A 13,550-nucleotide genomic window follows, 5' to 3' on the forward strand; every position below is an offset into this window, starting at 1 on the left:
CGATCAGTCATGGCGTCGTAACAAAGCATCGTCATAGTCCGCATCGCTTCACTTCCCCCACTCTTTTTTGACTATCGTCCGATGAAAAAACACATCCTTGCCGCGTCGATCGCCGCCCCCTTGCTGGTCACCGCTTTCGGCGCGCACGCCCAGAGCAGCGTCACCATCTACGGCATCATCAATCCCAGCATCACCTATACCGACAAGGTCGCCAACGCCACCGCCGCCAACCCTACCGGCACCGGCTCGCGGCTGTCGATGGATACCGCCGTGGCGCAGGGTTCGCGCCTGGGCTTCAAGGGCGTGGAAGAGCTGGGCGGCGGCCTCAAGGCGCTGTTCACGCTGGAAAACGGCTTCAATGCCGATACCGGCGCGATGGCGCAAGGCGGATTGCTGTTCGGCCGCACCGCCGTGGTCGGCCTGTCGGGCAGTGCCGGTACCTTGCTGCTGGGTCGCCAGAAGGACTACATCGATGACCTCTCGGCGTATAACGGCGCGCTCGACTTCGGCAGCCTGGTCAACAACATCCACGCACTCAACCTGGACCGCTCGCAAGGCGCGCGCGTGAACAACTCGGTGCGCTACAACTCGCCCAACATGGGCGGCGTGGTGCTGAGCACGCTGGTCGGCTTCGGTGAGCAGGCCGGATCGGTCGGCGCCGGTCAGTCGTTTGGCCTGGGCGGCAGCTACACCAATGGCGGCCTGTCGATCGGCGCGGCCTACTTCCAGAACAAGCTGACCACCAACAACAGCTTTACCGGATCGAGCGACTCCGGCGTGGCGCCGGGCGCGGTGGCCGGCAGCGCCGGCAGCGCATCGCTGCGCACCTTCCTGCTGGGCGGCTCCTGGCGCATCGGCAACACCCGTCTCTACGGTTCGTTCTCGCAGGTGCGCCAACCGCTGGCGGTGGCCGCCGGCAGCGCCATGACCGCTTTCACAGCCAGCAGCGGCGGCGCCTTCACCTTCGGCGGCGTCAACAACAGCCGCGTCAACATCCTCGACCTGGGCGTGAACTACAGCATCACCCCCAACGTGCAGTTGCTGGGCAACGTGGTGGGCACGCGTTCGAAGTTCGTCGGCGCCGCCGACGGCAGCGCTATGCAATTGTCGGCCGGCGTGGATTACTTCCTGTCCAAGCGCACCGACGTCTACCTGTTCTACGCCAACATCCGTTCCAGCGGCATGATCAACCCTGGCCTGTACGTGGCGCCGGGCGGCAGCAACACGCAGAACGTGCTGACCGCCGGCATTCGCCACAAATTCTGAGGTAAGTGAAACCATGACCAACTTCAATCTGAATCCGGCCTCAAGACTCATGGGCGCGGCCGCGCTGCTGCTGGCGTTGACGGCCTGCCAGTCGTCCGCGCCGCTGGTGGCGGCGCACCGGGGCGGCACCGGCGACGGTCCTGAAAACACCTTGTCGACATTGCAGGCCTCGTTGCGCAATGGCGCCGATCTGCTGTGGATGACGGTGCAGGTGTCGCGCGACGGCGAGCCGGTTCTGTATCGCCCGGCCGACCTGGCGGCGCTCACCGATGGCCGCGGCCCCGTCAATACGCTGGATGCGGCCGACCTGCGCCGTCTCAACGCCGGCTACCAGTTCGCCGTGGCCGACGCCGATGGCAGCAAGCGCTTTCCGTATCGCGCCCGGGCCGTGACCATCCCGACCCTGCGCGAAGCCTTGCGTACCCTGCCGCCGGCCACGCCACTGCTGGTCGACATGAAGCAATTGCCGGCCGAGCCGCTGGTGGCGGCGGTGGCACGCGTCGTGGACGAGGAAAACGCCTGGCAGCGGGTGCGCTTCTATTCCACCGAAGCCGACATCCTGGCGCTGATGGCCAAGTACCCGAAGGCGCAATTGTTCGAGTCGCGCGATGCGACCCGGGCGCGGCTGGCGCGGGTGGCCTTGAACGGCGGCCCGTGCGAAGCGCCGGCACCGGGCGTGTGGGCGGGTATCGAACTGGTGCGCAAGGTACAACTGGTCGAGAAATTCACGCTCGGCCAGGGCGTCTCGGAAGTCAATGCGCACTGGTGGACGCCGGCCGCGCTGGCCTGTTTCAGGAGCGGGCGCGACGTCAAGGTGATGGTGTTCGGCGTCGACTCGCCAGAGGCTTATCGCGAAGCCGTGCAACTGGGCGTGGATGCGGTCATGACGGACTCGCCCGCGAAGTTGCGGGCGTGGACGCCAGCGACGCGCTGATCTATCAGCTCAGGACCCCAGCGCCATCGGCGGCAATCCCGGCGCCGATGGCGTGACGTCCAGTTCTCTTTCCGCCGGCACGGTGGCCTGACGCACCGGGTGCGGTGCAGCCTGCACCCCGTCGACCCGGAACACACTCACCAGTTGCTGCAAGCCGGATGCCTGTTCCTGCAGCGAACGGGCGGCGGCGGCGGCCTGTTCGACCAGTGCCGCATTTTGCTGTGTCATGTCGTCGATCTGGATGATCGCTTCGTTGACCTGCTCGATGCCGCTGCTCTGCTCGCGGTTGGCATGCGTGATCTCGGTCATCACATCGGTCACGCGCTTGATGCTGCTGACGATATCGTGCATGGTGCTGCCGGCCTGCTCGACTAAGCGACTGCCGTTCTCGACTTCGCCCACCGAGTCGCCGATCAGGACCTTGATTTCCTTGGCGGCGGCCGCCGAGCGCTGCGCCAGCGAGCGCACTTCAGAAGCCACGACTGCAAACCCCCGCCCCTGTTCGCCCGCGCGCGCCGCTTCCACCGCCGCATTGAGCGCCAGGATGTTGGTCTGGAAGGCGATGCCGTCGATCACGCTGACGATGTCGGCCACCTTGCGCGAAGAGGCATTGATCGATTGCATGGTATCGACCACTTGCGACACGATGGTGCCGCCCTGCACCGCGACCTGCGAAGCGGCCACGGCCAACTCGTTGGCCTGGAGCGCGTTGTCGGCATTCTGGCGCACGGTGGAATTGAGTTGTTCCATCGACGAGGCGGTTTCTTCGAGCGCACCTGCCTGCTGTTCGGTACGCCCCGACAGGTCGAGGTTGCCGCGCGCGATTTCTGACGATGCAGTGGTGATGGTCTCGGCGCCGGTGCGCACCTGGGACACGATAGCGGCCAGCTTGTCGCGCATGGTGCGCATCGCCACCAGCAGGCTGTCATGGTCGCCGGCGCGGGTGTCGATCACTACCGCCAGGTCGCCCTCAGCGATCTGGCCGGCGATCTGCACCGCATAGTCGGGTTCGCCGCCGAGCTTGCGCAGCAACTGCCGGGTCAGCACGATCGCCGCCAGGATTGCCGTGACCACGCCGATGGCGCTGATGATCAGCATCAGCAAGCGCGCCTGGGCATACGCGCTGGCGCTGGTGGCAGCGGTTTCGCGGTTGATGTTGTCTTCCAGCACGGCCAGCGACTTCAGTTCGACCTGCCAGGCTTTCTGCACCGGCAGGTACTGGTCCTTGAGGAACTGCGCCAGCTCATAGGCTTCGCGCCGCTGGCCGAACTCGACCGCTTGCGTGATCAGCTTTTCGGCGTTGGCGGCATGCGCGCCGATCTTGGGTAATGCGGCTTTCTCGTCGGCGGTGGTGCCCGATGACTCATCGAACAGTTTCTGCAACTTCTGCGCCGACATCTTGTACTTGAGCGTCTGGGCATCGATGTACTGGGCTTCGATATCGACGTCTTCGGGTGCTGCCGGCAGCATCAGGTTGCGCAGCGAGATGGAGCGCTCGGCCACGGTATCCATCATGTCCTTGACCAGGGCGCTCTCGGGGTTCTTGACCTCGATGACGTGATTGAAGCGCGCCTGCACCTGGTGCATGTTGTAGATGCCGAATGCGGTCACCGCCACCAGCAGCAACACCACCCATGCAAACCCGAGCCCGAGCCGGGTGCCGACCTTCATGCCTGATTTCATCGTCTCCTCCTTGTGTGATTGCAGAGGGGCGGCGGGCGCCGGACGCAGGCGGCACGATGCACACGCGATGCGCGCGAAATCATGCCCTTGGTGAAAATCCCTGTCCGAACCGGCGCTGCGCCGATCGCTGCTGCAAGGCCGGAATGCCCGGCCGCTCCTGTGCCGCATCGTCTTGTTTTTTAACTGCCTGACGCTGTCGGCCTGTCTCTTGTTTTTTTGATTCTGATTCTGCTCTTACGCTGATTCCGTCGATTGCCAGCTGGTGATTGTCAGGCTGACATCGCTTGTCGGCGGTGCCAGCCATGCCATCAGGCAATCAATGTGCTTCGTCCCAATTCTTACCGATTCCGACCTCCGCTAGCAAGGGAACTTTCAGCTCCGCAACGTTTTTCATCAATTCAGGCAGTTTTTCACGCACCAGTTCCAGCTCTTGTTGTGGAACTTCCAACACCAGTTCATCGTGCACCTGCATGATCATGCGGGTGGCCAGGCCGGACGACTCGAGCCAGCCCTGGACCGCGATCATTGCCAGTTTGATCAGATCGGCGGCGGTGCCCTGCATCGGCGCATTGATCGCGGCGCGCTCGGCGCCCTGGCGGCGCGGGCCATTGGGCGAATTGATCTCGGGCAGCCACAGGCGGCGACCGAACACCGTTTCGACATAGCCCAGCGCCTTGGCCTGCAGGCGGGTCTCGTCCATGTAGCGCTTCACGCCAGCGAAGCGCTGGAAATACTTTTCGATGTACATCTGCGCCGCCGAGCGCTCGATGCCCAGGTTACCGGCCAGGCCGAATGCGCTCATGCCATAGATCAGGCCGAAGTTGATCACCTTGGCGTAACGACGCTGTTCGGACTCGACCTGCGCCGGCGCGATGCCGAAGATCTCGGCGGCGGTGGCGCGGTGGATGTCTTCGCCATCGGCAAAGGCCTTGAGCATGGCTTCGTCGCCGGAGATGTGCGCCATGATGCGCAACTCGATCTGCGAATAGTCGGCCGAGACGATCACGCTGCCTTCGGGCGCGATGAACGCTTCGCGGATGCGGCGACCTTCAGCGGTGCGGATCGGAATGTTCTGCAGGTTGGGATCATTGGACGACAGGCGTCCGGTGACCGCCACCGCCTGGGCATAGTTGGTGTGCACCCGCCCGGTCTGCGGGTTGACCATGCGCGGCAGCTTGTCGGTATAGGTCGACTTGAGCTTGGCCAGGCCACGGTAATCGAGCAGTACCTTGGGCAGCGGGTAATCTTCGGCCAGCTTCTGCAGCACTTCCTCGTCGGTTGACGGCGCGCCCGAGGCGGTCTTCTTGACCACCGGCAGTTCCAGCTTGCCGAACAGGATCTCACCCAGTTGCTTGGGCGAATTCAGGTTGAACGGTTGTCCGGCCAGATCGTAGGCCTGCTGTTCGATCTCCAGCATGCGACGCCCGAGATCGTTGGATTGCGTCGCCAGCCGTTCGCTGTCGATCAGCACGCCGTTGCGTTCGATCTTGCGCAGCACCACCGAAGTCGGCACCTCGATGGTCTCGTAGATGTAGCGCAGCTTGGGATCGGCCTCGATCTGCGGCCACATCGCCTGGTGCAGCGCCAGCGTGACTTCGGCGTCTTCGGCGGCATATTCGGTGGCGCGCCCGATCTCGACCTGGTTGAAGCCGATCTGCGAGGCGCCCTTGCCACATACTTCGGCATACGACACCGTCTTGCGATCGAGGTGGCGCGCGGCCAGGCTGTCCATGTCATGCGTGCGATGCGACTCGAACACGTAGGACTGCAGCAGCGTGTCGTGCACGATGCCGTTGATGGTCACGCCGTAGTTGGCCAGCACATGGCTGTCGTACTTCAGGTTCTGGCCCAGCTTGGGCTTGGAGGCATCTTCGAACCACGGCTTCAGGCGCGCCAGCACGTGCTCGCGCGCAAGCTGGGTTGGCGCGTCCTGGTAGTCGTGCGCAACCGGAATATAGGCCGCGCGACGGGTGTCGCAGCACAGCGAAATGCCGACCAGTTGCGCCTGCATGGCATCCAGCGAGGTGGTCTCGGTGTCGACCGCGGTCAGGGTGGCGCTGTCGATGATGGCGAGCCAGGCATCGAGCTGGGCATCGGTGAGCACGGTCTCGTACTCGGCCGCGACACGCGCCGCAAACAGGCCGCCTTGCGCCACCGGGTCGGCGCCGGCCACTGGCGTCGCGCCATCTGCTGCAGCGACGGCCGTGGCAGCCACCGGCGCGGCGTTGCCCGCTTCGCTGATCTCGCGCAGCCAGGTCTTGAAGTTGTAGCGGGTGAACAGATCCTTGAGGGCGGCATTGTCCTGCGGCTGCATGGTGAGCGAGTCGAGGATGGTGCCCATGTGCGCCGACAGGTCGCAATCGGTCTTGACCGTCACCAGCACCCGCCCCTGCGGCAGCCAGTCCAGCGCGCGACGCAGGTTCTCGCCGACCACGCCGGTGATCTTGGGCGCATTTTCGATCACGCCATCGAGCGATCCGTAGGCGGTGAGCCACTTCACTGCGGTCTTCGGCCCACATTTTTCGACCCCGGGCACGTTGTCCACGGTGTCGCCGATCAGGCTCAGGTAATCGACGATGCGCTCCGGCGGCACGCCGAACTTCTCGGTCACGCCCTTGGGATCAAGGATCTCGTTGCTCATCGTGTTGACCAGCGTGACGTGTTCGTTGACCAGTTGCGCCATGTCCTTGTCGCCGGTCGAGATGATGGTGTCGAGCCCGACTTCGGTGGCGCGCACCGAGAGCGTGCCGATGACGTCGTCGGCCTCGATGCCCTCGACCATCAGGATCGGCCAGCCCAGCGCCCGCACTGCAGCATGAATCGGCTCGACCTGCAGCGCCAGGTCGTCAGGCATCGGCTTGCGGGTGCCCTTGTATTCGGCATAGAGATCGTCGCGGAAAGTCTTGCCCTTGGCATCGAATACACAGGCGACGTAACTTGCGGGATAATCGTTACGCAGTCGGCGCAGCATATTGATGATGCCGTACAGCGCGCCGGTGGGTGCGCCTTCGGCGTTACGCATATCGGGCAGTGCATGAAAAGCGCGATACAGGTAACTGGAACCATCAACTAACAACAAGGTTTTTTGCATATGGAACAAAGAGGAAAAAAAGTACCGCGACTGCGGGAAGTGATCGACATTGAACGCGCAACGGCAAAGAAGGCGCGCGAGTCGTGGCATGTACTCACGATTATGGCAGAATTCATCGAATCGACCGAACGCCTGTCGGAGCTGCGTCCCGCCGTTTCCATCTTCGGTTCGGCCCGTACCAAACCGGACGATCCGCACTATGCGTTGTGCATCGATATCGCCCGTCGCCTGTCCGACGCCGGCTATGCCGTGATTTCCGGCGGCGGCCCCGGCATCATGGAAGCGGCCAACCGCGGCGCCTTCGACGGCGCCTCACCGTCGGTCGGCCTGAACATCGAACTGCCGCACGAACAGCACGGCAACGCCTGGCAGGACATCTCGCTGTCGTTCCGCCATTTCTTCGCCCGCAAGGTCGCCTTCGTCAAGTATGCCGATGCCTATGTCGTGCTGCCGGGCGGATTCGGCACGCTCGACGAGTTGACCGAAGCGCTGACGCTGATGCAGACCGGCAAGTCGCGCCTGATGCCGGTGATCCTGGTGGGCAGCCAGTTCTGGTCGGGCCTGATCGACTGGATCAAGACCACCCTGGTCAACGACGGCATGATCTCGCCGAAAGACCTGAACCTGCTGCAGGTGATCGACGATCCGGCCGAGATCGTCGTCGCGATCCAGAAATTCCATGCCGAAAAAGACCAACCCATCGATTCGCCGGTCGAAGCCGAGCGCCAGAGCGGCGCATTCCTGTAACGGCGGCGCGGCATGCCCGCCGGTGGATTGCCCAGGCGAAACACCGGCGGCGCACTGCGATGGTTTGCTACAATGGCCCGATACAACACCTAGACCAACCCGAAACCATCATGAAACCAATCAACGTCTGGTCCAAAGAGTCGCTGGCCGCTGCCTTGCTGTGCCTGTCCAGTCTGGCTGCCCCGCTGGCGCTGGCGCAGACTGCCGCCATGCCCATGGCGCAACCGGCACCCCCACCGCCCGAACTCGAAAAACTGGAAGAAGGCGAACCGCCTGCGGTGACCATCCGCAAGCCGGGCGATGCCGACAGCAGCAACGGCAACAGCATCAAGGAACAACGCGACCACGGACAGACCAAGGAAATCGAAGTCAAGTCCGGCCCCAGCACCTATTACCTGCGCCCGAAGCAGAACGTCGGCAGCTCGACCCCGGGCGACGCCCAGAGCGGTCCGCCGACCAATGCCCAATGGAAGGTCGGTGAATTCGACTGGGGCACCAAGAAGAAAGAAGGCGACACCGACGCCAACAGCAAGAAGTAATCGGACTTGCGCCGGGGCTGCAGTCGTGGCCACCGGCGTCCAGCTTCAGCAAGGTCGCCCCGCATCGGTTCGATGCGGGCTTTGAGGGCGCCGCTTCACGGCGTACCCGGCAAGCAACACATCTTTAGATTTCGTCATGGCAGTCTTCACACCGGTCAGTCTGGAACAACTTTCGGATTGGATCCAACAATTCCCGCTGGGCCGCGCCACCTCGATCCGCGGCATTTCTTCCGGCATCGAAAACAGTAATTTCTTTATCGACACCGAGCGCGGCGAGTATGTGCTGACGCTATTCGAAAAGCTGCACATCGAGCAACTGCCGTTCTACCTCGAACTGATGCGCCATCTGGCCCAGCGCGGCATTCCGGTGCCGGCGCCGGTGCCCAGCGACAGCGGCGCCATCGCCAACCTGCTCAATGACAAGCCGGCGGCGATCGTCAGCAAGCTCGAAGGCGAATCGCAACTCGATCCGCAACCGGTGCACTGCGGGGCACTGGGCGACATGCTGGCGCGCATGCACCTGGCCGGGCGCGACTTCAAGATCATGCAGCCGAACCTGCGGGGCCTGGCCTGGTGGCTCGAGAATACGCCCACCGTATTGCCTTTCCTGCCGGCCGGGCTGGCGCGCCTGCTGACCGACGAGGTGCAGTATCAGAAGGACTTCGCCGCTACCGCCACCTACCGTGCGCTGCCGCGCGGACCGGTGCATGCGGACCTGTTCCGTAACAATGCGATGTTCGTGGGCGAACGCCTGTCGGGCATCTTCGATTTCTATTTCGCCGGTTGCGATACCTGGCTGTTCGACCTGGCCGTGACCGTCAACGACTGGTGCGTCGATCTCGACACCGGCGTGCTGGACGAGGCCCGCACCGATGCGATGCTGGCAGCCTATCGCGCGGTGCGTCCTTTCTCGGACGCCGAAAGCCAGGCATGGCAGCCGATGCTGCGTGCGGCTGCGCTGCGCTTCTGGCTGTCGCGCCTGGTCGACTTTTACATGCCGCGCGAGGCCGAGATGCTGACTCCGCACGATCCCGCGCACTTCGAACGCATTTTGCGGCTGCGCATCGCACAAGCGCCGGCAGCCCTCTGATAAACGAGACACATGCAGAAAATTCCCGCTAAAGAAGGCTGGCTCTGGGTCAAGCAAGGCTTTGCGTTGTTTCGCAAGCAGCCTGCCGAGATCTCGACGCTGTTCCTTTGCTACTCCTTCCTGATGCTGATCACCGGCGTAATCCCGGTGCTGGGGCAACTGCTGCCGCTGATCCTGATGCCGGTCTTTTCGATGGCATTCATGCAAGCCTGCGTGCAGATCGAAAAAGGCCAGCGGGTCTACCCCAACCTGCTGCTGATCGGCTTTCGCAGCCCGGCGCGCAATGCATTGCTCAAGCTCGGCCTGCTGTATCTGCTGGCCGCCACCGTGGTGGTGGCGATCTCGCGCCTGGTGGATGGCGGCATCTTCTGGCAGGCCATGATGGGCGGCGGCCTGTCGGGCGCCGAAATGGCCGCCGGCACCGGCAGCATGAGCATTGCCATGGTGGTGGCGGCGGTGCTGTACGTGCCGGCCCTGATGGCCCTGTGGTACGCCGCACCGTTGATCATGTGGCAACAGATGCCACTGGGCCAGGCGCTGTTCTACAGCTTCTTCGCGGTCAAGCGCGCCGGCGCCGCCTTCCTGCTGTTCGCATTGTCATGGTTTGCCCTGACCCTGATCGTGATGACCCTGATCAGCCTGCTGATGGGCCTGATCATCGGCAGCGTCACGGCGGTGATGTTTGTCCTGCTGCCAATCTCGATAATATTGACGGTGATCATGTACTGCTCGTTCTATGCGACTTACACTGCCGTCTTTGGCAAGCCAGGCAGCAACGCCCAGCCCCGCAACGAAGTGCTCTGACCACACGTCAGGCCGCTTCACCTGCCGGGCAGCGTCACGCTGACCCGGCCAGACCGATACCAAGCTACGGGAATGGCGAGGTATGAAGGAGTCGCGCAACCCGCGCTCCCTGGTCGCACGCACATCACATCAAGCATCTTTACACGGGGGTAACAGAATGCGCATGAACATGCCGGTCACTGGCGTGGAACGCCTGCTGGTCGACGGTCGGGCGATCGTCTCCAAGACCGATCTCAAGGGCAACATCACCTATGTCAATCCGTACTTCGTCGACATCAGCGGCTTCACCGAAGCAGAACTGCTGGGTGCGCCGCAAAACCTGATCCGCCACCCGGACATGCCGGGCGACGCCTTCGGCGACATGTGGGCCACCATCAAGGGCGGCACACCCTGGACCGGGCTGGTCAAGAATCGCAGCAAGAACGGCGACCACTACTGGGTCCGCGCCAATGTCACGCCGATCCACGACAGCGGGCAGGTGGTCGGCTACATGTCGGTGCGCACCAAGCCCGACCGCGCCTCGGTCGAGGGCGCAGAAAAACTGTACGCCAGCATGCGTCGCGGGCAAGCCAAGCATATTGCGCTGCACCGCGGCGAGGTGATCCGCACCGGCGTCGCCGGCTGGCTGGGGCAGCTCGGCCGCATGCGCCTGAGCACCCGCATCAACCTGGCCATGAGCTGCATGCTGGCAATCCAGCTGGCGGTGATGTTTGCCGGCTTCGCCACCCTGCAGCAATGGTGGATCAGCGCGCTGGCAGGTGCCTCTGGCCTGATCAGCCTGGTGCTGTGGGCGGTATTGCGCAGCGCCCTGATCAAGCCGCTGCGCCAGGCGCTCGACATCACCCACGCCATCACCGGTGGCGATCTCTCGGGCCGGATCGAGACCGATCGCCACGATGAGCTGGGGCATCTGCTGCTGGCGTTGCGCCAGATGAACGTCAACCTGACGGCCATCATCGGCGACGTGCGCGCCAATGTCGAAACCATCAACGGTGCCACCCACGAGATTGCCTCGGGCAACCTCGACCTGTCGCGTCGTACCGAGGCGCAGGCGGCCAACATCGAAGAGACCGCGTCCAGCATGCAGCAACTGGCCTCGACCGTGAAGCAGAATGCCGAGCACGCGGTGCAGGCCAATCAACTGGCCGGTTCGGCCTCGCGCATTGCGACCCAGGGCGGCAGCGCCGTGGCCAGCACCGGGGCGACGATGAACGAGATCAGCGCCTCGTCGAGCAAGATCGTCGACATCATCGGCCTGATCGACAGCATTGCCTTCCAGACCAACATCCTGGCCTTGAACGCGGCGGTGGAAGCCGCGCGTGCGGGCGAACAGGGACGAGGCTTTGCGGTGGTGGCGTCTGAAGTGCGCTCACTGGCGCAACGCTCGGCCGGCGCCGCCAAGGAAATCAAACACCTCATCGACGATTCGGTCGACAAGGTCACGGTGGGCAATCGCCAGGTGGAAGACGCCGGCAACACCATGCGCGAGATCGTCGATTCGGTGCAGCGCGTCTCGGGCATCATGGGCGAGATCACCGAAGCCACGCTGCAGCAAAGCGCCGGTATCAACCAGGTGCACGAGGCGGTGACGCAGATGGATGCGGCCACCCAGCAGAATGCGGCGCTGGTCGAGCAGGCCGCTGCTGCCGCCAGCAGCCTGGAAGAACAGACCATGCAATTGCTGCAGGCGATTTCGGTGTTCAAGTTCAACCGCAAGTGATGGTATGCCCTGTGCCGTCGTTCCTGCGCGGGCAGGAACCCGGTGGCGTTGCTGATGCCTCGAAGGTCGTTTGACGACGCTGGGTCCCGGCCTGCGCCGGGACGACGGGGAATGGGAAAATGTTAGTCGATCCATCTACCCCCGTCGTTCCTGCGAAGGCAGGAACCCAGTGGCGTTAACGTTGGATCTAAGGCCGTCACAACGGCGGATACGGCGTATATATCTGCCGATACCGCTGCAGCCGCACCTGCAAGGCCGCATGCCGCACCGGGTCCGGTTCGTGCACCGCATGGATCTCGGGCTTGCGACATACCTCTTCTTCGCTGCCACCCGCAGCCAGCCAGGCCAGCCGGGCCGCACCCAGCGCGCCACCGGCTTCGCCGCCGACATGGGTGACAATGCGTACATCCAACGCATCGGCGATCAGTTGCGCCCAGTAAGGGCTGCGCGCGCCGCCACCGACCAGCGACAGCTGGCTTACATCCGACCCAGCTGCACGCAACGCGTCGAGCCCGTCGACCATGCCGAAGGCGACGCCTTCGAGCACCGCATAGCCGAGCGCGGCACGCTGGTGTTCCGGCGACAGGCCATGGAACACGCCCAGCGCATAAGGATCATTGTGCGGCGTGCGCTCCCCCGACAGATACGGCAGGAACAGCGGTGCCTGCGCCAATTGCTCGGTGCCCTGCTGCCCGATCTCGGCCAACAGCGTCGGCTCGTCGACCGAACACAGGCGACAGAACCAGCGCAGGCAACTGGCGGCCGACAGCATCACGCTCATCTGGTGCCAGCGCTGCGGCAAGGTATGGCAGAACGCATGGATCGCGCGCGCCGGATTGGGGCTGAAACGGTCGTTGACCACGAACAGCACCCCGGAGGTGCCCAATGACAGGAAGCCATCACCAGGATTGATGGCGCCGATCCCCACGGCGCTGGCGGCGCCATCGCCGGCGCCACCGGCCACCGTCACCCCGGGCGACAAGCCCCAGGCCTGCGCCACTTCCGCCAGCAACGTGGCCGATACCGCACTGCCGTCGACCAGCGCCGGCATCTGGTCGCGCCGCATGCCGCTGGCCGCCAGCAGTTCGTCGGACCAGTCGCGCGCCTCGACATCGAGCCACAAGGTGCCGGCCGCATCCGATGGATCCGAGATGCGCGTGCCGGTCATGCGCAGGCGCAGCCAGTCCTTGGGCAACAGGACACACGCGATGCGGGCGAACAGCTCCGGTTCGTGACGCGCCACCCACATCAGCTTGGGTGCGGTAAAGCCGGGCATGGCCAGGTTGCCGGCCAGGGCGTGCAGGCGTGGTGCCCGGTTAGTCAGCTCTGCACATTCCGGCGCACTGCGCGAATCGCTCCACAGGATCGCCGGTCGCAATACCTGGTCGTGCTCGTCCAGCAGCACCGCGCCGTGCATCTGGCCCGACAGGCCGATGCTGCTGACGGTGCGCCAGCGTTGCTCACCCAGTTGCCGGCGCAGCGCAGCCATGGTCTGACCGCAGGCCTGCCACCAATGTTCAGGTTGCTGCTCGGACCAGCGCGGATGCAGCCGCGTGACGTCCAGGGGGCTGCCGGCCAGCGCCAGTATCTGGCCGCTGTCGTCGATCGCTACCGCCTTGACCTCGGACGTGCCCAGGTCGATGCCGAGATACATGGCGCTCCTCGTTATTCGTTAT

The 13,550-nt window shown here is 64.0% G+C and carries 10 protein-coding genes; 7 read left to right on the top strand and 3 right to left on the bottom strand.

Annotated elements, in window-relative coordinates; genetic code table 11:
* The first annotated feature begins 81 nt into the window (after nucleotides 1–81).
* Nucleotides 82–1,266 carry a porin gene (locus LBW87_RS09455; protein WP_225201192.1) on the top strand — a complete coding sequence of 395 codons (1,185 nt, stop codon included), beginning with the start codon at nucleotides 82–84 and terminating at the stop codon, nucleotides 1,264–1,266.
* A 13-nt stretch (nucleotides 1,267–1,279) separates the two neighbouring features.
* Nucleotides 1,280–2,200 carry a glycerophosphodiester phosphodiesterase family protein gene (locus LBW87_RS09460; RefSeq protein ID WP_225201193.1) on the top strand — a complete coding sequence of 307 codons (921 nt, stop codon included), beginning with the start codon at nucleotides 1,280–1,282 and terminating at the stop codon, nucleotides 2,198–2,200.
* A 9-nt stretch (nucleotides 2,201–2,209) separates the two neighbouring features.
* Here LBW87_RS09460 and LBW87_RS09465 read toward each other — a convergent pair whose 3' ends face one another.
* Both LBW87_RS09465 and polA read right to left on the bottom strand, forming a co-directional pair.
* Complete coding sequence (locus tag LBW87_RS09465) at nucleotides 2,210–3,883, bottom strand: methyl-accepting chemotaxis protein (protein ID WP_225201194.1); 1,674 nt, start codon at nucleotides 3,881–3,883, stop codon at nucleotides 2,210–2,212.
* A gap of 316 nt (nucleotides 3,884–4,199) precedes the next feature.
* Entirely contained in the window at nucleotides 4,200–6,974 is a 2,775-nt protein-coding gene (gene polA / locus LBW87_RS09470) for a DNA polymerase I (RefSeq protein ID WP_225201195.1), read from the bottom strand.
* Here polA and LBW87_RS09475 point away from each other — a divergent pair, their 5' ends adjacent.
* From LBW87_RS09475 to LBW87_RS09495, 5 genes are all read left to right on the top strand, one after another.
* Nucleotides 6,975–7,721: a TIGR00730 family Rossman fold protein gene (locus tag LBW87_RS09475; protein WP_225201196.1), complete on the top strand. Its 747-nt coding sequence runs from the start codon at nucleotides 6,975–6,977 to the stop codon at nucleotides 7,719–7,721.
* 110 nt (nucleotides 7,722–7,831) lie between these two features.
* Nucleotides 7,832–8,260: a hypothetical protein gene (locus LBW87_RS09480; RefSeq protein ID WP_225201197.1), complete on the top strand. Its 429-nt coding sequence runs from the start codon at nucleotides 7,832–7,834 to the stop codon at nucleotides 8,258–8,260.
* A gap of 136 nt (nucleotides 8,261–8,396) precedes the next feature.
* Nucleotides 8,397–9,350: a homoserine kinase gene (locus LBW87_RS09485; RefSeq protein ID WP_225201198.1), complete on the top strand. Its 954-nt coding sequence runs from the start codon at nucleotides 8,397–8,399 to the stop codon at nucleotides 9,348–9,350.
* Nucleotides 9,351–9,362: 12 nt separating this feature from the next.
* Entirely contained in the window at nucleotides 9,363–10,154 is a 792-nt protein-coding gene (locus LBW87_RS09490; protein ID WP_225201199.1) for a BPSS1780 family membrane protein, read from the top strand.
* A gap of 157 nt (nucleotides 10,155–10,311) precedes the next feature.
* Nucleotides 10,312–11,874 carry a PAS domain-containing methyl-accepting chemotaxis protein gene (locus LBW87_RS09495; protein WP_225201200.1) on the top strand — a complete coding sequence of 521 codons (1,563 nt, stop codon included), beginning with the start codon at nucleotides 10,312–10,314 and terminating at the stop codon, nucleotides 11,872–11,874.
* A 196-nt stretch (nucleotides 11,875–12,070) separates the two neighbouring features.
* Here the strand turns inward: LBW87_RS09495 and xylB are convergent, their stop codons facing one another.
* Nucleotides 12,071–13,528 (bottom strand): xylulokinase, encoded by a 1,458-nt coding sequence (gene xylB, locus LBW87_RS09500; RefSeq protein WP_225201201.1) that lies wholly within the window; start codon nucleotides 13,526–13,528, stop codon nucleotides 12,071–12,073.
* Between the last annotated feature and the right edge of the window lie 22 nt (nucleotides 13,529–13,550).

Origin of the sequence: Herbaspirillum sp. alder98, from assembly GCF_020179755.1 — a bacterium.
GTDB lineage: Bacteria > Pseudomonadota > Gammaproteobacteria > Burkholderiales > Burkholderiaceae_D > Herbaspirillum.

Excerpts from the sequence above, each read along its gene's own strand:
- LBW87_RS09455 (WP_225201192.1), top strand. The coding sequence starts at position 82 with ATGAAAAAACACATCCTTGCCGCGTCGATCGCCGCCCCCTTGCTGGTC.
- LBW87_RS09460 (WP_225201193.1), top strand. The coding sequence starts at position 1,280 with ATGACCAACTTCAATCTGAATCCGGCCTCAAGACTCATGGGCGCGGCC.
- LBW87_RS09465 (WP_225201194.1), bottom strand. The coding sequence starts at position 3,883 with ATGAAATCAGGCATGAAGGTCGGCACCCGGCTCGGGCTCGGGTTTGCA.
- polA (WP_225201195.1), bottom strand. The coding sequence starts at position 6,974 with ATGCAAAAAACCTTGTTGTTAGTTGATGGTTCCAGTTACCTGTATCGC.
- LBW87_RS09475 (WP_225201196.1), top strand. The coding sequence starts at position 6,975 with ATGGAACAAAGAGGAAAAAAAGTACCGCGACTGCGGGAAGTGATCGAC.
- LBW87_RS09480 (WP_225201197.1), top strand. The coding sequence starts at position 7,832 with ATGAAACCAATCAACGTCTGGTCCAAAGAGTCGCTGGCCGCTGCCTTG.
- LBW87_RS09485 (WP_225201198.1), top strand. The coding sequence starts at position 8,397 with ATGGCAGTCTTCACACCGGTCAGTCTGGAACAACTTTCGGATTGGATC.
- LBW87_RS09490 (WP_225201199.1), top strand. The coding sequence starts at position 9,363 with ATGCAGAAAATTCCCGCTAAAGAAGGCTGGCTCTGGGTCAAGCAAGGC.
- LBW87_RS09495 (WP_225201200.1), top strand. The coding sequence starts at position 10,312 with ATGCGCATGAACATGCCGGTCACTGGCGTGGAACGCCTGCTGGTCGAC.
- xylB (WP_225201201.1), bottom strand. The coding sequence starts at position 13,528 with ATGTATCTCGGCATCGACCTGGGCACGTCCGAGGTCAAGGCGGTAGCG.